This is a genomic window from Brucella sp. IR068, from assembly GCF_049065885.1.
GTDB lineage: Bacteria > Pseudomonadota > Alphaproteobacteria > Rhizobiales > Rhizobiaceae > Brucella > Brucella intermedia.
This window is the reverse complement of the sequence record NZ_JBAKHE010000003.1, coordinates 152,005-171,966: the sequence shown is the minus strand read 5'-3', so window position 1 is coordinate 171,966 and position 19,962 is coordinate 152,005. Positions and strand designations below refer to the sequence as shown.

Genomic DNA, 19,962 nt, shown 5'->3' with positions numbered 1-19,962 from the left:
CCCTTAGTGCGCGACGGCGGCGGCAGCCGCTTCGTCGATCAGGCGACCGGTGGTGAAGCGTTCAAGCGTGAAGGGTGCGTTGATCCAGTGCGGCTCATCGCGGGCAATCGTATGCGCGAAGACATGCGCCGAACCCGGCGTCGCCTTGAAGCCGCCCGTGCCCCAGCCGCAATTGACATAAAGCCCCGGCACCGGCGTCTTGCCGATGATCGGGGAGCGATCCGGCGTGACGTCGACGATACCGCCCCATTTGCGCAGCATCCGCATGCGGGTGAAGATCGGGAAGACTTCGCAGATGGCCGCAAGCGTATGCTCGATCAGCGGCAGGCCGCCGCGCTGGCTGTAGGACACATACTGGTCGGTGCCGGAACCGATCACCAGTTCGCCCTTGTCTGACTGGCTGATATAGGCGTGGACCGTGTTGGACATGACCACGCAGGGGAAGATCGGCTTGACCGGCTCGGACACCAGCGCCTGCAGCGGGAAGCTTTCAAGCGGCATGCGAACGCCTGCCGTGTCCATGACAATCGACGTGCTGCCCGCAGCAGAAACCGCCACCTTCTTCGCCTTGATGAAACCGCGTGGCGTATCGACGCCGGTGACGCGGCCCGAAGCATCGCGGCGGATAGCCGTGACCGGGCAATTCTGGATGATATCGACGCCGCGCTCGGTCGCGCCGCGCGCATAGCCCCAGGCGACCGCATCATGGCGGGCCACGCCGCCGCGCCGCTGCAAGGTGGCGCCCACAACCGGATAACGCGCAGTGGGGGAAATATCGAGCGGCGGGCAATATTCCTTCGCCTGCTCCTTGGTCAGCCATTCATTGTCGATGCCGTTGAGGCGGTTGGCATGGATATGACGCTTGAAGCTCTGCACGTCATGCACCGTATGCGCCAGCATCATGACGCCGCGCTGCGAGAACATGACGTTGTAGTTGAGGTCCTGGCTCAGCCCCTCCCACAGCTTCATCGCATGTTCGTAGAGATGCGCGCTCTCGTCATAGAGATAGTTGGAGCGGATGATGGTGGTGTTGCGGCCCGTATTGCCGCCGCCGAGCCAGCCCTTTTCGATGACGGCGACATTGGTGATGCCGTGCTCCTTGGCCAGATAATAGGCGGCACCCAGGCCATGCCCGCCCGCGCCGACGATGATTACGTCATATTCGGCCTTGGGTTCGGCATTGGGCCATTGCGGCTTCCAGTTCTTGTTGCCGGACAGCGCATTTTTAATAATCGAAGCTGCAGAAAAACGGGACATAGACAACCACCAGTTTCGCGACCGCAAGCGCCCTTCCGGCACATGCGAAGCCTTTGATGATATTTCTATTGTTTCCGTTTCAAACCCGACAGCAGGCTTGCGTCAAAAGACGCCACAAATACGACATGGCCACCATTTCGCGACATCCCGTCCGACGCCGGCGAGCCTGCCTGCGCCTGCAGCGGAACGGTAAAGCAGTTTCAAAAATGGCCCCTGTAAAATAGGACAACATTATTGTCCTTTTTCCTTTTCTTTTGTTGCGCAAAGGTCTACGCATTCTTTCGTAAAATCGCGTCCAAAATAAAAGAAACGCAAGAAAGGTGATTCCGTGACTAAGGAGAATCTACTCGAAAGCGCACTCGTTCGTCTGGACGAGGCGGCAAGCCACATCAACATCGATGCGGATGTCATCGAGAAGCTGAAATATGCACGTGAGACCATGAAAGTGCGACTGATGATTCGCATGGACGATGGCTCGCGCAAATCCTTTCTTGCGTGGCGCTGCCGCTACGACGACACGCGCGGACCGACCAAGGGCGGCATTCGCTACCATCCGGAATCGACCGCCGAAGAAGTCGAGACGCTGGCCTTCTGGATGACGTTCAAATGCGCGGTCATGAACCTTCCCTATGGCGGCGGCAAGGGTGCCATCCAGGTCGATCCGCGCCAGCTTTCTAAGGCTGAGCTTGAGCGCCTTTCGCGCGCCTATATCCAGGCTTTCTCCGGCATCATCGGCCCGGACCGCGATATTCCCGCACCCGACGTCTACACCAATTCCATGATCATGGGCTGGATGGCCGACGAATATTCCCAGATCGTCGGACAGTCCTCGCCTGCCGTCATCACCGGCAAGCCGCTGGCGCTCGGCGGTTCGCTCGGCCGCAACGATGCGACGGCGCGCGGCGGCTTCTATCTCGTGCGCCATCTGGCGCAGGATCTGGGCCTTGCTTCGCAGCTTCGCGTCACGGTTCAGGGTTTCGGCAATGCCGGACAGTTCATCGCCAAGCTGATGGCCGGCGACGGGCACAAGATCGTCGCCGTTTCGGATTCGTCCGGCGCCGTCTACTGCGCCGGCGGCCTTGATCTCGACCTGCTGATGCAGGCCAAGGAACAGGGCAAGTCGGTCGTTTCCACCGCCGGCAAGAATGGCCACGAAGCCATCTCCGCCGATGAGCTGCTTGCAGCCGAATGTGATGTTCTGGTGCCGAGCGCCATGGAAAACATGATCCATGCGGACAATGCGGCATCCATCAAGGCCAGGCTGATCGTCGAGCTCGCCAATGGCCCGGTGACGCCGGAAGCCGACAGGATACTGGGAGAAAACGGCGTCGTCGTTCTGCCGGATATTCTCGCCAATGCCGGTGGCGTGACGGTTTCCTATTTCGAATGGGTGCAGAACCGCCAGGGCTATTACTGGACGCTCGAAGAAATCCATGAGCGCCTGAAAACCATCATGGAACGCGAAGGCCGCGCCATCTGGAACCATGCCAAGCAGCATAATGTGACGGTCCGCTCGGCAGCCTATGTCCACGCGCTGCAGCGCCTTGCACAGGCCATCGAAGCACACGGCACGCAAAGCGATTTCATCGGCTGATCGAGCCCCCTGACATCACCCCTCCTGCCAGCCCGCTGTCAGGAGGGGTGTCGAACGACGGTTTCCTTTTCCCGCTCGCGCTATAGTTTACCTTCACGAGGAAAAACCAGCGCGATGGGATGAAAAGCATGTCGTACGGAAATCTATTCAAGGGAAGTGCCGTCGCACTTGCCCTCCTTGCGGGCGCAATCCAGTTTTCCAGCGTCGCGCATGCACAAGTGGTCGTCTCTTCCAAGATCGACACGGAAGGCGGCGTTCTCGGCAACATCATTCTGGCCGTTCTCAACGCAAACGGCATCCAGACCACGGATCGCATCCAGCTTGGCGCCACGCCCGTGGTGCGCAAGGCGATCACCGCAGGCGAAATCGACATTTATCCCGAATATACCGGCAATGCGGCCTTCTTCTTCAACAAGGCGGACGACCCGCTGTGGAAAGATGCCGCCAAGGCGTTCGAGACTGCGAAAAAGCTCGACTACGATGCCAACAAGATCGTCTGGCTCGCCCCCTCGCCGGCAAACAACACCTGGGGCATTGCGGTGCGCAAGGACGTCGCCGACGAAAACAAGCTTACGAATTTGAGCGAATTCGGAAAATACATTTCAGGCGGCGGAAAGGTCATTCTGGCCGCATCGTCGGAATTCGTGAATTCGGCGGCCGCCCTGCCAGCCTTCCAGACCGCCTACAGCTTCACCCTGAAACCCGACCAGCTGATCACGCTTTCAGGCGGCGACACGGCCGCGACCATCGCCGCCGCCGCCAACCAGACCAACGGCGCCAATGCGGCCATGGTCTACGGCACCGATGGCGGCATCGCGCCTTCCGGGCTTGTCGTGCTCGAGGACGACAAGCATGTGCAGCCGGTCTATCAGCCCGCCCCGATCATCCGGGAAGAGGTTTTGAAGAAAAACCCGAAAATCGAGGAGCTGCTGAAGCCGGTTTTCGCAAAGCTCGATCTCACGACCCTTCAGGAACTCAACGGCCGTGTGCAGCTCGGAGGTGAACCGGCAAAGGCGGTCGCTGAGGAGTTTCTCAAGACCAACGGTTTTCTGAAATAGGCGCGGGTATTTGCCGGGCATGAGTGCAGCAAATGAGACGATCCGGGCAAATGGCACGAAGGGCTTGCTTGCCCATATCGACAAGCTCGGACTGGTCATTGCGGCAATCGGCTTGTCGGGTTTGCTCCTGCCTTTTGCGAACTTTCGGGCAAACCGCATCGTTCACGGTGAGCCGCGCCATGTTTTCGACGCCCTGCCGACCGAACTGGCGCTGGCGCTTGCCGCTATCGTGGCGGGAGGGCTGCTGATCGGGCTTGTTCGCAGCAACAATTGGCTGCGGCTCGTGGCGGCTCTGTTCTGTCTTGCGACTGTGCTGGCGGCGATCGGGCTCACCGCGACATATCTCTCGCCCGAAGGAAACAATTACGCACGCGTTTCTCCGGCTTCCGGCTTCTGGCTATTGTTTTTTGCCAGCGCCCTTTATGTCGCCGATGGGCTGGTGCGGCTGCGGGCCGGTCCGTTCCTGCGTGTGGGACTGCTGGTCGTTGCAGGTCTGCTTCTGGCGCTTCTGCTTTCGTCGGGCCTGTGGGACAGCATCTCCTTCATGAAGGAATATCAAGGCCGGGCGGACAGCTTCTGGAATGAAGCACAACGGCACATAGCGCTGGCACTGGGCTCGCTCCTCGCGGCCACGGTGGTGGGCATTCCGCTCGGACTTGTCTGCCATCGCGTGCCCAAACTGCGCGCTTTCGTTCTGAACAGCCTCAATATCGTGCAGACCATTCCGTCGATGGCGCTGTTCGGCATCCTGATTGCGCCGCTGAGCTGGGTCGCCACCCAGTTTCCATGGGTCGGCGCCCTCGGCATTCGTGGCATCGGCGCGGCACCGGCATTCGTCGCGCTTTTTCTCTATTCGCTGCTGCCAATCGTGGCCAACACCGTGGCAGGGCTGGCGCAGGTGCCGGAGCCGGTGACGGATGCCGCGCGCGGCATGGGCATGACCCGCCTGCAACGCCTCTTCAAGACCGAGTTTCCGCTGGCATTTCCCGTTATCCTCACCGGCATACGCATCGTCATGGTGCAGAATATCGGCCTGACGACCATCGCGGCGCTGATCGGCGGCGGCGGCTTCGGAACTTTCGTCTTTCAGGGGATCGGCCAGACGGCGATGGACCTCGTCCTGTTGGGCGCCCTGCCGACCGTTCTTCTCGCCTTTGCAGCCGCCGTCATCCTCGATGCCGCGATAGAAATCACGGAGAAAGGCAGCTCCCTATGATCGAGTTCGACCATATCACGAAGCGCTATAACGGGCGCGCAGCGGTCGACGCCGTGTGCTTCACCATCGAGCCGCACAGCATCGCCGCCATTGTCGGGACGTCGGGATCGGGCAAAACCACCCTGCTGCGGATGGTCAATCGTCTGGTCGAGCCGACCGATGGAGAAATCCGCATCGATGGGCGCAGCATCATGGATGAACCCGGCCATGTCCTGCGGCGGCGGATCGGCTATGTCATCCAGCAGAACGGGCTTTTTCCGCACCGCACCGTGGCGGAGAATATTGCAACAGTTCCGCTGCTGCTCGGATGGGATAAACCGCGCATCGACAGACGCGTCGATGAATTGCTGGACCTCTTCCAGCTCGAGGCTGCCGACTATCGCGACCGCTATCCGCACGAACTTTCCGGAGGGCAGCAGCAGCGCGTCGGCGTGGCGCGAGCGCTTGCCGCCGGGCCGAACATTCTTCTCATGGACGAGCCCTTCGGGGCACTCGATCCGGTTATCCGGGCCAAGGCGCAGGAAGACCTGAAGGCGATCCAGAAGCGGCTCGGCACGACCATAATCCTTGTCACGCACGACATGGAGGAAGCGATCTCGCTGGGCGACCGGATCGCCGTCATGGATGATGGAAAACTGCTGCAATATGGTCCACCGGCGGAAATCCTTGCTCGTCCGGCAACCGATTTCGTCGAGCGTCTTGTCGGTACGGGCGAACGGCCCTTCCGTCTCCTTTCGCTGATGGACCTGAAAACCGTGCTCCAGCCGGGTGATGCGAGCGGTGAAACCCTGCCGGTAACGGCATCGCAACGCGATGCGCTTGCCGCACTCCTGTGGTCCGGGCGCAAGGCGCTTCCCGTTCTCGACGCGGAAGGACGCCCTCTCGGCCGGGTCACGCTCGACAGGCTTCTGCATCAGGCAGAGCGTCCGGCATGAGATTGCTCGTGTCCATTGTCCCGCGCCTCATGCTTCTGGGCATCCTGCTCCTGTTCCTGGCGCGGCCCCGGCTGTTCGAGCCGCTGTTTCGCCCGCTCGTCGATGAAGGCGTGCCAGCCATCTATGATCGCGCCAGCTTCGTGACATTGACCTTGCAGCATCTGGGCCTCGTGGCGCTCGCAACACTGGCCGCGACACTCGTGGCCGTCTCGTTGGCGATCTTCGTGACCAGAAAGCACGGCGCGGAGTTTCTGCCGCTTTCACGCAGCCTCGTGAACATAGGGCAGACTTTTCCTCCGGTCGCGGTGCTGGCGCTGGCCGTTCCCATCTTCGGTTTCGGGGACAAGCCGACCCTGATCGCCCTCTTCCTCTATGGCCTGCTTCCGATCTTTGAAAACACGCTGACAGGGCTGACCACCTTGCCATCGCCGGTTGTCGAAGCCGCGCGCGGCATGGGGATGACCAGCGCCCAAAGGCTAGTGAAAATCGAGGTTCCGCTGGCCATGCCGGTCATTCTGGCGGGCATCAGGCTTTCCGCCGTGATCAGCCTTGCGACTGCCACCATCGGGTCCACGGTCGCTGCCAGAACCCTTGGCGAAGTCATCATTGCCGGGCTGATTTCCAACAATCTCGCCTTCGTTTTGCAGGGCGGGCTCGTCGTGGCCGCACTTGCCATACTCATCTTCGATGGGTTTCAGGCAATTGAGCATTATCTCCTGAAACGTACCGGACGAACCGGAACCGCTCTTTGAAAGATGCCTCTGCATTCCTATATCCTTGGCTGGAACCAGCCAGCGAGGAACGGGATGAACATCGGGCAGGCAGCTGCAGCATCTGGCATATCGGCGAAGATGATCCGCCATTATGAAACAATCGGGCTCATCGAAGCCGCCGAGAGGACCGGTTCGGGTTACCGCGTCTATACGCAGAAAGATGTCGAAACCCTGCGCTTCATCCGCCGCAGCCGCGATCTCGGTTTTCAGGTTGAGCAGATCAAGGAACTGCTGGCGCTCTGGCGTGACCGCAACCGCGCATCGGCTGACGTGAAGAAGGTGGCGCTTGGGCATGTCGAGGAGCTGGAAGCCAAGATGCGCCAGTTGCAGGAAATGGCCGATACGCTGCGCTACCTCGCCAAGAACTGCCACGGCGACAACCGTCCCGATTGCCCGATCATCCACCAGCTTGCCGAAAACAGTGCCGAGGGCCGCAAACGTCCGGCTCCGCGCAAAGGCGAATTGCTGCACGGCAAGATCTGAGACCGTCAAATGAAAACGCCGGAATTGCTCCCGGCGTTTTTCATTCATATCGCTGCCTCAGCTCTTCGGCAGCGTATAGGCGATTACATAATCGCCCGGTTTGGTCCCGACCGAACCATGCCCGCCCGCCACCATCAGGACGAACTGCTGGTCGCCGACCGTATAGGTCATCGGGGTCGACTGGCCGCCAGCCGGAAGGCGGGCCTCCCAGAGCTGCTTGCCGGAAGTCAGGTCATAGGCGCGCAGATAGTCGTCCACCGCCGCGCCCAGGAAGACGACGCCGCCCGCGGTGATCATCGGGCCGCCGATACCCGGGACGCCTACCTTCAACGGAAGCGGAACCGGCGACATGTCGCGGATCGTCCCGTTGCGATGCTTGTAGGCAATCTTGCCGGTGCGCAGGTCCACCCCGGCGACATAGCCCCATGGCGGCGTCTGGCAGGGAATGCCGAGCGGACCGAGGAACGGCCCCATGAACACGCCATAGGGCGCGCCATCATTGCGGTTCAGGCCCTGCTCGCTTCCCTTTTCATCCTGTCCTTTCGGCGGAATATCGGCGCGTGGAACCAAACGGGAGGTGAAGGCGAGATAGGTCGGCATGCCGAACATCACCTGCCGGACCGGATCGACCGCCACGCTACCCCAGTTGAACACGCCGAAATTGCCGGGATAGACAATCGTTCCCCGCAATGAAGGCGGCGTGTAGCGGCCTTCGTAAAACAACTGGTGGAACTTGATGCGGCAGGCGAGCTGATCGAACATCGTCACGCCCCACATGTCGCTTTCGCGCAAGGGCGGCGGGCTGAAAGTCAGATCGGAGATCGGCTGCGTGGGAGCCGTATGGTCTTCCGGTATAGCGCCTGTCGGCGCCGGGATTTCCCTGACCGGAATGATCGGTTCGCCGGTGCGCCGATCGAGGACATAGAGATCGCCCTGCTTGGTCGGGCCGACCAGCGCCGGGACACCGTTGATATCCAGCAGGACCGGCTGGGCCGGAACGTCCATGTCCCACAGATCATGGTGGACCGTCTGGCGCACCCAGCGAACCTGTCCGGTGTTCACGTCGAGCGCAACGATGGAGGAGGAATATTTCTCCACATTCTCGCTGCGGTCCATGCCAAGCTGGTCCGGCACCTTATTGCCGAGCGGCACAAAGACCAGTCCGAGCTTTTCATCCACACTCGAAACGGACCAGCTGTTCGGCGAGTTCGTCGTATAGTGCTCGCCTTCGGGGAGCGGCGTGGTCACATCCGGATTGCCGGAATCCCAATTCCACAACAGCTGCCCGGTGCGGATATCGAAGGCGCGAATGACGCCCGACTGTTCCTGCGTCGAGTAATTGTCATTGACGGCGCCGCCGACGATGATCTTGTCCCCGACAACGACCGGGGGCGAGGTGGAGTAATAATAGCCTGCCGGATTATATTTCATGCCATGGCTGAGATCGAGCGTCCCGCCATTGGCGAAATCCGTGCAGATTTCCCCGGTTGCCGTATCCAGCGCAATCAACCTTGCATCGGACGTCGGCAGATAGACCCGCTCGGCGCATTTCGCGCCTGCCGTTGCCGTTGCATCCTTCCAGTAGCTGACGCCGCGGCAGGTCTGGTGCTGGCGGTCCGTATTGAAGCCGACCTTCGGGTCGAACTTCCACTTTTCCTTGCCGGTCGCCGCATCCAGCGCAATCGCCCAGTTATGCGGGGTGCACAGATAGAGCGAATCGCCAATCTTGAGCGGCGTGACCTGATAGGTCGTTTCGCCCACGTCCTGCGGCTGCTTCACGTCGCCGGTCTGGTACTGCCAGGCAACCTGGAGTTTGGCGACGTTCTCCGGCGTTACCTGCGTCAGCGGCGAATAGCGCTGGCCGTAAGGCGTTCGACCGTATTGATGCCATTCGCCATCGGGCACGTTGCCGCCGAGATCGGGCGTCGCAGCCACTTTTTCCGTCGGCAGGTCGCCTGCGATATTGTAGGTGTCCTGCGTTATCGCATAACCGGCAACCAGGATTGCGATCACCGATGCCACGGCCAGCGGCAGGCCGCTGTCGCCTGCCCCCTTGTTCAGTGGCCTCCTGATCCATGGCGTCAGCAGCCAGAATCCAAGCAGCACGATGACGCCGCCGCGTGCGCCGAGCTGCCACCAGTCGAAGCCGACTTCATAAACGGCCCAGCCAAGCGATCCGAGAATGACGAGAGCGTAAACCCATAGTGCGGCGCCGCTACGCCGCGAAAGCAGAACGGCGGTCAGCAGAAAGCCGATCGCCGAAAGTATATAATACCAGCTGCCGCCCAGCAGGGCGAGCCAGATGCCGCCTGCTCCGAGCGAAAACCCGATCAAAAGAAGTACGAGAGAAGTTAACCAGATAAGCAAGATGTTACCCCCTTCCAGTACAATCGGCGTTCCGTCGCCGATGCGGGAAAACCGTGCGGACCAACCGCTCACCAATTTCGAGGCATTCCTGATATGGCCAGATATGGTTGCAAGTCTCGCAGCATTCGGTCTGCCGGACAACTCCCTACTGCGTGCCTATCCACATAGGCGAACATGGAAAAAATCCAGAGCGGCAGGTGTATCTTTCTATTGTCCGATTAGGAGGCGCGATCAGGACAAATGAGCGCCGCCCGTGATTAAGGCAAAGTGGCGGCAAAGGGGGTTTGCGCACTCAAAAGGCGCAAAACTGCACACAAACATGCATTTTTTCGCTCGACAATTGTGGCGAAGGAATGGCGAAAATGTGCGACCTGTGTCTTTTACGCGGCTTTTTCGGGATATCAGGCAGAGCCGCGCATGATGAGATGGCTGTCCAGACGCCGGATTTCCTTCTCGACTGCCGCCCCGCTTTCCTGCGCATTGATCCGCGAGAAAAGCATGTCGAGACCCAGTTGCGCGATTTGCCGGTAGTCCTGCGCGACCGTCGTCAGCGGCGGACAGGTGAAGCGGCTGAGAGGATGGTCGTCGTGACCGGCGACCCGAAGATCGCAGCCTTCTTCGCGCCCGACATGTCGCCGCCGTTCGAATGCTGCGGAAATGACGCCAAAGGCCAGGCGATCATTGGCGCATAAAACGGTTCGCGTCGGAAACCCGCCGCGATCCAGAATCCGGCCTGCTTCCTGATAGCCCAGTTCCTCGAAATTCCAGTTCTTGGCCGTGATGGGAAGCACGATCGGCTCAACGCCCAGCCTCTCCATGGTTTCGATATAGGCCGAACGCCGTTCCAGCGCGTTCTGGTTTACCGCCGGCATTTCGAGGAAGCAGGGATGTTCGCCCGTTCGGTAGAGATATTCGGTAATGTTGCCGATGCTCTGGCGATTATCGGTGCCGACAAAGGGTTGATCGTCGCCGATACGGCTGTCGAGGAAAACCGCAGGCGTCGAATCCGACAGGCTGGAAAGCAGCTTCGCATCCGTCTCGAAACCGAGCGGAGCCATCAGAACGCCCGCGATCTTGAGAGACATGAGCGTGCGCATCGCCCGCGCCTCGAGTTTCCTCTCGCCATGCGACGACAGAACGATCGGCCAGTAGCCTTCCGCCAGGCAGCGCATTTCGATCTGGCGGATGATTTCCGCATAGAACGGATCGGAAATATGGGGGACGATGACGCCGATATTCTTGGGCTTCTTGCGGTTGAGGCTGACCGCGAAGATGTTGGGCTGATAGTTGTAATCCTTCAGCGCCTTTTCGATACGAAGGCGCGTCGAGGGCTTTACGCTTTCTGGATTGTCGAAATATTTCGAGACCGTGGGACGGGACAATCCGCTTGCGGCTGCGAACTCTTCCATCGTCCTGATCTTCTGTTCGGTCATGCCCTGCTTTTCCCCTCGGGGTATCATAGCGATTTTACGGCGCCATCCAATTTGTTTTCATGCGTAAATTTTTTTCCGTTGAGACGCAACAAATTTCGGCGGGCGGTCCTTCGGCGATCCACGCTTTCCTGTTCTTGCGGCGGCTCATCCGCGCTGATGACGTTCAAATTCAATCGTTATAATTTTTACACGTGAAAAATTTTATATTGACACGTTGAACAAGCTCTATCATGTCTAGGGAAGCTCTTCTTGAGCTGGAGGCCCTGCCCTTCGGGAGGTTTGAAGTTGGCGACAACTGATGAACCTGCAGGAAAAACCCTTGTTCATGTCCCTACAGAAGGACGCCCCGGCGAGCGCCGGTCATTCGGAGGAAATCATGTTTCGCAAATCGCTCAGCCGTATTCTCTTTTCCGGCGTAGCCCTGGCCATGATGGCAGGCGCTGCATCTGCCGAAGGCATCGGCGCATCGCTTCTCACCCAGCAGCATCCGTTCTACATCTCGCTCGCAGACGCGATGAAGAAGGAAGCGCAGGCAGAGAATGTGCCGCTGGAAATCGCCATCGCCAATCAGGACCTGAGCAAGCAGCTCGCCGATGTGGAAGATTTCATCACCAAGGGCGTCGACGTCATCGTCATCTCGCCGGTTGACAGCAAGGGCGTTCGCTCGGCCATCAACAAGGCCCAGAAGGCAGGAATCAAGGTCATTACCGTCGATGTTCCGGCCAACAATGTCGATGTGACCTCCTTCGTCGGCACGGACAATTTCGCAGGCGGCGAGAAGGCCGCCGAACTGATGGCGAAGTCCATCGGTGAAAAGGGCAATGTCGCCGTTATCGATTACCCGACGGTCCAGTCGGTCGTCGATCGCATCGAAGGCTTCAAGAAGGGCATCGCCAAATATCCGGACATCAAGATCGTTGCGATCCAGCCGGGCATCACCCGTCCGGAAGCCCTTTCGGCTGCTCAGAACATCCTGCAGGCCAACCCGGATATCGTCGGCATCTTCGGCTTCGGCGACGACGCCGCACTGGCCGCTGCCTCGGCGGTGAAGTCGGCCAAGCTTGAAAGCCAGGTCAAGGTCATCGGTTTCGACGGCATGGAAGAAGCCCGCAACGCCGTGAAGAACGACCCGGTCATGGTTGGCGTCATTGCCCAGTATCCCGACCAGATGGGCAAGGTTGCGGTTGAAACCGCTGCCAAGGTCATCAAGGGTGAGGAAGTTCCGGCCAAGCAGCCGATCGTTCCGGGTGTCGTCACCAAGGACGGCGAAACCAAGTAACACCGCGTGAAACAGCGACGCTCCTCCCAGTCGCTGTTTCCATTCTGCGTGCGGCGGCCCGGCGAACACCACGCGCCTGCCGCCGCCGCATCCCTTTTGATCGCGGATTTCGTTCGAGCGAAGTTCCGCCGATAGACTGACAACGGAGAATGGAGGCCCCAAGAGTGACAGATACTGTGACAGCCGCCAAATCCGAACGAAAAGCCGTTTCGGACACCGTTCTCGAGATTCGCGATGTGGCAAAATCCTTCGGCCCGGTGGTCGCGCTGAAGCGTATGAACCTGACCGTTCGTCGCGGCCGCGTCCATACGTTGCTCGGTGAGAACGGCGCCGGCAAATCCACGCTGATGAAGATCCTCGCCGGCGTGTTCAAGCCGACTTCGGGAACGATACAGCTCAAAGGCGCGTCTTATGCGCCGAAAGACCCGCGCGATGCCCGCGCAAACGGCATTGCCATCGTCTTTCAGGAACTGAGCCTGTCGCGCAATCTCAGCGTCGCCGAAAACATCTTCGCCAATCACGAGCCAAGCCGCTTCGGCTTCATCCGGGAGCGCGAGCTGAACGCCGCCGCCGAAAAGCTTATCCATGAGCTTGGCCTGCCGGTCGATGCGCGCGCGAAGGTCGGCGACCTGTCGATTGCCCAGCGCCAGCTCGTTGAAATCGCCAAGGGCCTCAGCCAGCCCGCAGACGTCGTCATTCTGGACGAGCCGACCTCGTCGCTTTCCGACAGCGAAGCGGAAATCCTGTTCTCGATCATCGAGCGCCTGAAAGCACGCGGCACCGCCGTCATCTACATCTCGCACCGCATGGAAGAAATCATGCGGCTTTCCGACGATATTACGGTCGTGCGCGACGGCGAATATGTCACGACCACCGAAAAGAGCGAGACCACCATCGAGCGGCTGATCGCCCTCATGGTCGGCCGTGAGATGAACGACATCTATCCGCCGCGCGTCGCGCCAAGACCATCGGCGAGCGTGGCGCCCATCCTAGAAACGAAGAACCTTTCGGTCGCGGGCAAGTTTCACGATGTTTCCATCGGTGTGAAGCCCGGTGAGGTTCTGGGCCTTTTCGGACTGGTCGGCTCCGGCCGTTCCGACGTCATGAAGGCGCTGTTCGGGATGCTGCGGCCAACGGGTGAAATCCGCCTCGACGGAAAGCCTGTTGCCCTCTCCTCGCCTTCCGACGCCATTCGCAACGGCATTGCTTTCGTGACCGAAAACCGCAAGGAAGAAGGCCTCGTTCTTCCGCACAGCGTGGAACGCAACATCAACATGGTCGGGCTCGGCCAGCTGGCAGGCCCGCTCGGGCTCATGCGTTCCAGTGCGGAGCGTTCTGCCGCCAGGGCGGAAGTGCTGCGGCTTGCCATCAAGACAGCTTCGCTGGATACGGTTGCCGGATCGCTCAGCGGCGGCAACCAGCAGAAGATCGTGCTGGCAAAATGGCTCCAGACAAAGCCGCGCATTCTCATTCTCGATGAGCCGACACGCGGCGTCGATGTCGGCGCGAAATTCGAAATCTACCGCATCATCCGTGAACTTGCCGCCAATGGCGCGGCGATCCTGATGGTTTCCTCCGAACTGCCGGAAGTGCTGGGCCTCAGCGACCGCGTGGCCGTCATGCACAACAGGCATGTCGCCGCCATCGTCGATGCCGATGGCCTTACGCCGGAAACCGTCATGAGCTACGCAGCAGGAATGCATCAATGAGCAACGCAGATATTCAGAAGAAAGCCGTGGACGCCGAAGTCCGCCGTTCGCTTTTCAGCTCCCCGCTGGTGCGCCAATATGGCGGCATCATCATCTCGCTGGCCGTGCTCTGCGTGGTCTTCGCGGTGCTCAATCCGCGCTTTCTCGCCTTTAACAATTTCATGAACATCATGCAGCAGGTGGCGGTGATCGCCGTCGCCGCCTATGGCATGACCTATGTGATCCTGCTCGGTGAAATCGATCTTTCCATCGGTTCGATCATCGCCGTATCCGGCATGGTGGCGGCACAGGCCTTCGCCATGGGCTTCGGCTTCGTGCCGACGGTCGTTTTCACCCTTGCGGCGGGTGCCATCATGGGCGGGCTGAACGGTGTGCTTTCGGCAAAGCTGATGCTGCCATCCTTCATCGTCACGGTCGCGACCATGGGCATCTATCGCGGCATGGTCAGCCTGCCGACCAATGGCGCGCCCGAAATCATCGACAATGATGCATGGCTTGCCATCGGTTCGGAAAGCTGGCTCGGCCTGCCGATCATCATCTGGATCGTCGGCGTCCTGTTCATCTTCAACTATATCCTCCTGTCGAAGACGGTCTTCGGTCGCCGCATCTATCTGTCGGGTGGCAACAAGGAAGCAGCGATCTATTCCGGTATCCGCGTCGACCGCATCAAGATCATCGTCTTCATGCTTTCCGGCGTCATGGCGGCGATCAGCGGCATCCTGCTTTCGTCGCGCCTGTCCTCGGCGCAGACCAATGCGGGCATGGGTTACGAACTCGACGCCATTGCCGCGGTCGTGCTTGGCGGCACCTCGCTTGCCGGCGGCGTCGGCACCATGGTCGGAACCATTCTTGGCGCGCTCATCATCGGCGTCATCAACAACGGCATGAACATGCTGTCCGTGCCCTATTTCTATCAGCTCATCGTCAAGGGCGTGGTCATTCTGGTCGCCGTCTGGCTCGACGTGCGCTCGAAATCCATGCGCACGTAATCGCGGTGCCCCATATGAAGAAGATCATCACCATCGGCGAGATCGTCGTCGAAATCATGGCCGTGGAAACCGGTAACGGTTTCAAGTCCGCCATCCCATTGATCGGCCCGTTCGCTTCCGGCGCGCCCGCGATCTTCATCGATCAGGCCGCCCGGATGGGCCAGCCATGCGGCATGGTCAGCGCGGTCGGCAATGACGATTTCGGCGCGCTCAATGTCGAGCGCCTGCAAAGAGACGGCGTGGATGTTTCGGCCATCGGCGTGCATCCGACAGCGGCGACCGGCAGCGCCTTCGTGCGCTATCGCCCGGACGGCAATCGCGATTTCATCTTCAATATCAAGCACAGCGCATGCAGCGCCATCGGCCTGACACCGGAAGCCGAAAGGCTGATCGAGACCGCCGATCACCTGCATATCATGGGTTCGGCGCTCTTCTCCGAAGGCATTGTCTCGGCGATCCACGAGGCGACGATCCGCATCAAGGCGAAGGGCGGCACCGTGTCCTTCGACCCGAATATCCGCAAGGAAATGCTGGAATTGCCCGGAATGCGCCAGGCATTGGCCCATGCGTTGGAGAATACCGACCTGTTCATGCCGAGCGGCCCGGAAATTTTCCTCTTCACCAGAGCGACCGAGGAAAAGGCCGCCGTGGAAGAACTGCTGGCGCGCGGCATCAAGGCCGTCGTCATCAAGCGCGGCGCGGAAGGCGCCAGCTATTTCGACCAGTCCGGCGAGGTTTTCGCGCCAGCGTTCAAGGTCGATGAAATCGACCCGACCGGCGCGGGCGACAGTTTTGGCGCGGCATTCGTCACCTGCTGGCTGCGCGACATGGCACCGAAGGACGCTCTCGTCATCGCCAATGCCACCGGCGCGCGCGCCGTTGGCGTCAAGGGGCCGATGGAGGGCACCTCGACCATGGCTGAAATCGATGCCTTCCTTCAGAAATACGGAGTTCCAGCATGAGCAGCACGAAAGTTCTGAGCGCACTTCCCGCACGTTACGCCAGCGGGGTTCGTGGCGGCATCACGTCGATCTGCTCTGCGCATCCTCTGGTGATCGAAGCAGCCCTGCTCGAAGGCGTGGCGACCGGCACGGATGTGCTGATCGAGGCCACCTGCAATCAGGTCAATCAGGATGGCGGCTATACCGGCATGACGCCTGCCGACTTCCGCCGTTTTGTGGAAGAAATCGCCACCCGCGTCGGCTTCGACACCAGGCGGCTCATTCTGGGCGGCGACCATCTTGGTCCCAACCCGTGGAAGCACCTGCCCGCCGAGGAAGCCCTTGCGAAGTCGGACGTCATGATCGACGCTTTCGTGCGCGCGGGCTTTACCAAGATCCATCTCGACACGTCGATGGGCTGCGCGGGCGAGCCGGTCGCCCTGCCCGATGCCGTGACCGCCGAGCGCGCGGCGCGGCTTGCAAAAGTTTCGGAAACTGCCGCCCGTGAAGCCGGCTACGATCTGCCGGTCTACATCATCGGCACCGAAGTGCCGATCCCCGGCGGCGCGATGGAAGAAATCGAAGAGCTGGAACTGACCAGGCCGGACGCGGCGGTCGAAACCGTCGCCATTCACCGCAAGGCTTTCGCAGCACTCGGACTGGACGATGCCTTTGCCCGCGCCATCGGCGTCGTGGTGCAGCCGGGTGTCGAGTTCGGCAACGAGAATGTCGTGTTCTACAATAGCGAGAAGGCGACGGCGCTGAGCGGCGTTCTCGGCGAAATGCCGCAATTCGTGTTCGAAGCCCATTCGACCGACTATCAGCCGGTGGAAGCGCTTTCCGATCTGGTTCACGACGGTTTCGCCATTTTGAAAGTCGGGCCGGGCCTGACTTTCGCGCTGCGCGAGGCGCTCTATGGCCTCGACCAGATTGCGGCTTTCCTTGACAAGCTGCCGGAAGAGGAAACCCTGCGCGGCAAGATGGAAGCGTTGCTTCTGGCCGAGCCGAAGAACTGGGAAAAATATTACCACGGCGATGGCGAGGAACTGCGTCTGCAGCGCCATTTCTCCTATAGCGACCGCATTCGCTATTACTGGCCGCATCCGGTGGCGACGGCTGCCGTGGACGCGCTTTTGAAGCGTCTGGAAGGCCGCAAGATACCGGAAACACTGATCAGCCAATATCTCGGCACGCTCTATCCGGCAGTCGCGGCTGGAGCGGTCGAAGCAACGCCGCATGCCTTGATGGTAGAAGCCGTCCGCAATGTTGTGCGGACATACGGCAAGGCTGTAGGCACCCACTAAAACAAAGGCGCGGTCAATACCGCGCCTTTCTTGTTCACGCCTCTATCGGGCTTTTGAAGGCCTTGAGCCGCAAGGCGTTGCTCAGGACAAAAATGCTCGAGAAAGCCATGGCGCCTGCCGCCAGAACCGGCGACAACAGCGTGCCGGTGAAGGGATAGAGAACACCCGCCGCGACGGGGATCAGTGCAACGTTATAGGCGAAGGCCCAGAACAGGTTCTCGCCGATATTGCGGATCGTCGCCTTCGATATGGCGATGGCATTGACCACGCCGCGCAGATCCCCCGACATCAGCACCACGTCAGCACTTTCAATCGCGATATCCGTTCCGGTGCCAATGGCGATACCGACATCGGCAGCGGCGAGTGCGGGCGCGTCGTTGATGCCATCGCCGACAAAGGCGATCCGCTTGCCGCCCGCCGAAAGGCGTTTCAGCGCCTCGACCTTGCCGTCCGGCAGCACTTCCGCAACCACTTCATCAATGCCCAGACGTTTGGCGATGGCCTCAGCCGTGCGGCGATTGTCGCCGGTGATCATCGCGACCTTCAGCCCCTGCTCGTGAAGGGCGGCAATCGCCGCTGGCGTGGTTTCCTTCATCGGATCGGCGACGGTGAGGATCGCCGCCAGCTTGCCGTCAATGGCCGCATAGAGCGGGGACTGTCCTTCATCGCCGAGGCGCTTCGCATCATCGGCAAAGGCAGCAACATCAGCCCCAAGCTTCGCCATGTAACGGTCGGCACCGATGGCCACCTCATGGCCGGAAACCTGCGCCTTCAAGCCGAAACCGGGGACTGCTTCAAAAGCCGATACGTCCGCGAGCTTCAATCCCTTCGCCTTCGCGGCTTCCACAATCGCGTCGGCGATCGGGTGTTCGGAGCGGGCTTCCACCGCTGCCACAAGCGCCAGAAGCTCGTCCCTGTCGAAGCCCTCGACCGTTGCGAAATGCGCGAGTGCGGGTTTACCTTGCGTCAGCGTGCCAGTCTTGTCGACGGCGATTACGGAAGCGTCGCGCAAGGTCTGCAAGGCATCACCACGGCGGAACAGGACGCCGAACTCGGCTGCGCGACCGGTGCCAACCATGATCGATGTCGGTGTGGCGAGGCCCATGGCGCACGGGCAGGCAATGATGAGAACCGCAATGGCGTTCACCAGCGCGTAACCCAGCATGCCCGTGCCGCCAATCGCCAGCCACAGGGCGAAGGTCAGGGCGGCGGCGACCATAACCGAGGGGACGAACCAGCCCGTCACCTTGTCGACCATGGCCTGAATGGGCAGCTTGTCGGCCTGCGCGTCCTCGACCATGCGGATGATCTGCGAAATCACCATGTCGCGGCCAACCTTGGTGGCGCGGAAGGTGAAGGCGCCGGTCTTGTTGATCGTGCCGCCCACCACTTCCGCGCCTTTTTCCTTGGCGACGGGCACAGGCTCGCCGGTGATCATCGATTCATCGACATAGGACGAACCTTCGATCACTTCGCCATCGACCGGCACTTTCTCGCCGGGACGAACCTGTACGACATCGCCTGCGCGCACATCTTCGAGCGGCACATCGACCGTTTCGCCGTCACGCACCACACGCGCCGATTTCGCCTGCAAGCCAACCAGCCGGCTGATAGCCGCACTGGTGCGCCCCTTGGCGCGCGCTTCCAGAAAACGCCCGATCAGGATCAGCGTGACGATGACGGCGGCGGCTTCAAAATAAATGTTTACCGTGCCTTCAGGCAGCACCGCCGGGAAAAAGGTCGCGACGACGGAGAAGCCCCAGGCCGCGAGCGTACCCACCACCACGAGCGAATTCATATCCGGCGTGCCGCGCAGGAGCGTCGGGATTCCCTTCCTGAAAAAGCGCAAACCGGGGCCAAACAGGACCAGCGTCGTGAGCACGAGTTGCAGATACCAGCTGTTCTGCATGCCGATGCGGTCCATGACGAACATATGAACCGCAGGGATGAGATGCGACCCCATTTCCAGCACGAAGACGGGCAATGTCAGAAGGGCGGCAAGGATGACGCTTTTCTTCAGCTCTGCCGCTTCCGCATCCCGCTTTTCGGACTGGGTTTCCTGCCTGTCGCTGCCTTGCCCGTCATCAAGCGACCGCGCCTCATAGCCGGCAGCTTCAACGGCCTTGACAAGCTCGTTGACCGACACCTGCCCGGCCAGATCGACATGCGCCCGCTCCGTTGCAAGGTTGACGCTGGCGCGGGTCACGCCCGGCACGCCGTTCAAAGCCTTCTCGACCTTGCTGACGCAGGACGCGCAGCTCATGCCCTCGATGGCCAGATCGATGCTGGCGGCTGGCACTTCATAACCCGCCTTGCGAATGGCATCGATCACCGACGGCAAATCCGGCGCGCCTTTGAAAGTCACGTCGGCGCGTTCAGTTGCGAGATTGACGGACACCTTGTCGACGCCAGGAACCTTGGCGACAGCTTTTTCCACGGACGACACGCATGAAGCGCAACTCATCCCTTCGACAGGGACAGGAAAGCTGATGGTTTCGTGATTTACAGGCTTGTTCATGGCAATCCCTTTCACCGCCCGGGAAGGGCATAATTCGAGAGTTGCTCCTTAAATAGTCCTTCCCACCGTTGGAAGGTCAAGCCTTTTCGACACAAGTTCCATATGG

At 60.4% G+C, this 19,962-nt stretch carries 15 protein-coding genes; 11 read left to right on the top strand and 4 right to left on the bottom strand.

Translation table 11 applies throughout. The annotated features are described in order from the left end of the window. Positions 1–3 precede the first annotated feature (3 nt). A complete protein-coding gene (locus ACOWVS_RS06540) occupies positions 4–1,257 on the bottom strand; it encodes a sarcosine oxidase subunit beta family protein (RefSeq protein ID WP_021586323.1) in 1,254 nt (417 codons plus the stop codon). A gap of 328 nt (positions 1,258–1,585) precedes the next feature. Here ACOWVS_RS06540 and ACOWVS_RS06535 point away from each other — a divergent pair, with 328 nt between their 5' ends. From ACOWVS_RS06535 to cueR, 6 genes are all read left to right on the top strand, one after another. Further along, the gene (locus tag ACOWVS_RS06535; RefSeq protein WP_021586324.1) at positions 1,586–2,851 is read left to right on the top strand and encodes a Glu/Leu/Phe/Val family dehydrogenase; all 1,266 of its coding nucleotides are present in this window, start codon (positions 1,586–1,588) and stop codon (positions 2,849–2,851) included. A 128-nt stretch (positions 2,852–2,979) separates the two neighbouring features. Then, positions 2,980–3,909 carry a glycine betaine ABC transporter substrate-binding protein OsmF gene (osmF, locus tag ACOWVS_RS06530; RefSeq protein ID WP_025089723.1) on the top strand — a complete coding sequence of 310 codons (930 nt, stop codon included), beginning with the start codon at positions 2,980–2,982 and terminating at the stop codon, positions 3,907–3,909. 19 nt (positions 3,910–3,928) lie between these two features. Next, positions 3,929–5,125 (top strand): ABC transporter permease, encoded by a 1,197-nt coding sequence (locus tag ACOWVS_RS06525; RefSeq protein WP_021586325.1) that lies wholly within the window; start codon positions 3,929–3,931, stop codon positions 5,123–5,125. Further along, positions 5,122–6,060 (top strand): ABC transporter ATP-binding protein, encoded by a 939-nt coding sequence (locus tag ACOWVS_RS06520; RefSeq protein WP_021586326.1) that lies wholly within the window; start codon positions 5,122–5,124, stop codon positions 6,058–6,060. Before ACOWVS_RS06525 ends, ACOWVS_RS06520 begins: the two co-directional genes overlap by 4 nt. Beyond that, on the top strand, positions 6,057–6,812 hold the full coding sequence (locus ACOWVS_RS06515; RefSeq protein ID WP_021586327.1) for an ABC transporter permease: 756 nt from the start codon (positions 6,057–6,059) through the stop codon (positions 6,810–6,812). Before ACOWVS_RS06520 ends, ACOWVS_RS06515 begins: the two co-directional genes overlap by 4 nt. A 54-nt stretch (positions 6,813–6,866) precedes the next feature. After that, complete coding sequence (gene cueR / locus ACOWVS_RS06510; protein ID WP_006470808.1) at positions 6,867–7,316, top strand: Cu(I)-responsive transcriptional regulator; 450 nt, start codon at positions 6,867–6,869, stop codon at positions 7,314–7,316. A gap of 57 nt (positions 7,317–7,373) precedes the next feature. Here the strand turns inward: cueR and ACOWVS_RS06505 are convergent, their stop codons facing one another. Both ACOWVS_RS06505 and ACOWVS_RS06500 read right to left on the bottom strand, forming a co-directional pair. Then, positions 7,374–9,683, bottom strand: a complete 2,310-nt coding sequence (locus ACOWVS_RS06505; protein ID WP_025089725.1) for a glucose/quinate/shikimate family membrane-bound PQQ-dependent dehydrogenase — start codon at positions 9,681–9,683, stop codon at positions 7,374–7,376. A 401-nt stretch (positions 9,684–10,084) separates the two neighbouring features. Next, complete coding sequence (locus ACOWVS_RS06500) at positions 10,085–11,116, bottom strand: LacI family DNA-binding transcriptional regulator (protein WP_006470810.1); 1,032 nt, start codon at positions 11,114–11,116, stop codon at positions 10,085–10,087. A 376-nt stretch (positions 11,117–11,492) separates the two neighbouring features. Between ACOWVS_RS06500 and ACOWVS_RS06495 the strand changes: the two genes are divergently transcribed. The 5 genes from ACOWVS_RS06495 to ACOWVS_RS06475 all read left to right on the top strand — a co-directional run bounded on the left by ACOWVS_RS06495 (position 11,493) and on the right by ACOWVS_RS06475 (position 17,338). Further along, positions 11,493–12,395, top strand: coding sequence for a substrate-binding domain-containing protein (locus ACOWVS_RS06495; RefSeq protein WP_025089726.1), 903 nt, complete (start codon positions 11,493–11,495; stop codon positions 12,393–12,395). 149 nt (positions 12,396–12,544) lie between these two features. Next, positions 12,545–14,104, top strand: coding sequence for a sugar ABC transporter ATP-binding protein (locus ACOWVS_RS06490; RefSeq protein WP_031346502.1), 1,560 nt, complete (start codon positions 12,545–12,547; stop codon positions 14,102–14,104). Beyond that, positions 14,101–15,093 carry an ABC transporter permease gene (locus ACOWVS_RS06485; protein WP_006465947.1) on the top strand — a complete coding sequence of 331 codons (993 nt, stop codon included), beginning with the start codon at positions 14,101–14,103 and terminating at the stop codon, positions 15,091–15,093. Before ACOWVS_RS06490 ends, ACOWVS_RS06485 begins: the two co-directional genes overlap by 4 nt. 14 nt (positions 15,094–15,107) lie before the next feature. Continuing rightward, positions 15,108–16,055, top strand: coding sequence for a tagatose kinase (locus ACOWVS_RS06480; RefSeq protein ID WP_021586332.1), 948 nt, complete (start codon positions 15,108–15,110; stop codon positions 16,053–16,055). Then, positions 16,052–17,338 (top strand): D-tagatose-bisphosphate aldolase, class II, non-catalytic subunit, encoded by a 1,287-nt coding sequence (locus tag ACOWVS_RS06475; RefSeq protein ID WP_021586333.1) that lies wholly within the window; start codon positions 16,052–16,054, stop codon positions 17,336–17,338. Before ACOWVS_RS06480 ends, ACOWVS_RS06475 begins: the two co-directional genes overlap by 4 nt. A gap of 34 nt (positions 17,339–17,372) precedes the next feature. Here the strand turns inward: ACOWVS_RS06475 and ACOWVS_RS06470 are convergent, their stop codons facing one another. After that, complete coding sequence (locus ACOWVS_RS06470; RefSeq protein ID WP_021586334.1) at positions 17,373–19,856, bottom strand: heavy metal translocating P-type ATPase; 2,484 nt, start codon at positions 19,854–19,856, stop codon at positions 17,373–17,375. Between the last annotated feature and the right edge of the window lie 106 nt (positions 19,857–19,962).

What these genes read in the sequence shown, in the direction of transcription:
- cueR (WP_006470808.1), top strand. Translation starts at nt 6,867, where the DNA reads ATGAACATCGGGCAGGCAGCTGCAGCATCTGGCATATCGGCGAAGATG.
- ACOWVS_RS06515 (WP_021586327.1), top strand. Translation starts at nt 6,057, where the DNA reads ATGAGATTGCTCGTGTCCATTGTCCCGCGCCTCATGCTTCTGGGCATC.
- ACOWVS_RS06490 (WP_031346502.1), top strand. Translation starts at nt 12,545, where the DNA reads ATGGAGGCCCCAAGAGTGACAGATACTGTGACAGCCGCCAAATCCGAA.
- ACOWVS_RS06540 (WP_021586323.1), bottom strand. Translation starts at nt 1,257, where the DNA reads ATGTCCCGTTTTTCTGCAGCTTCGATTATTAAAAATGCGCTGTCCGGC.
- ACOWVS_RS06475 (WP_021586333.1), top strand. Translation starts at nt 16,052, where the DNA reads ATGAGCAGCACGAAAGTTCTGAGCGCACTTCCCGCACGTTACGCCAGC.
- ACOWVS_RS06470 (WP_021586334.1), bottom strand. Translation starts at nt 19,856, where the DNA reads ATGAACAAGCCTGTAAATCACGAAACCATCAGCTTTCCTGTCCCTGTC.
- ACOWVS_RS06485 (WP_006465947.1), top strand. Translation starts at nt 14,101, where the DNA reads ATGAGCAACGCAGATATTCAGAAGAAAGCCGTGGACGCCGAAGTCCGC.
- ACOWVS_RS06495 (WP_025089726.1), top strand. Translation starts at nt 11,493, where the DNA reads ATGTTTCGCAAATCGCTCAGCCGTATTCTCTTTTCCGGCGTAGCCCTG.
- ACOWVS_RS06480 (WP_021586332.1), top strand. Translation starts at nt 15,108, where the DNA reads ATGAAGAAGATCATCACCATCGGCGAGATCGTCGTCGAAATCATGGCC.
- ACOWVS_RS06520 (WP_021586326.1), top strand. Translation starts at nt 5,122, where the DNA reads ATGATCGAGTTCGACCATATCACGAAGCGCTATAACGGGCGCGCAGCG.
- ACOWVS_RS06525 (WP_021586325.1), top strand. Translation starts at nt 3,929, where the DNA reads ATGAGTGCAGCAAATGAGACGATCCGGGCAAATGGCACGAAGGGCTTG.
- osmF (WP_025089723.1), top strand. Translation starts at nt 2,980, where the DNA reads ATGTCGTACGGAAATCTATTCAAGGGAAGTGCCGTCGCACTTGCCCTC.
- ACOWVS_RS06500 (WP_006470810.1), bottom strand. Translation starts at nt 11,116, where the DNA reads ATGACCGAACAGAAGATCAGGACGATGGAAGAGTTCGCAGCCGCAAGC.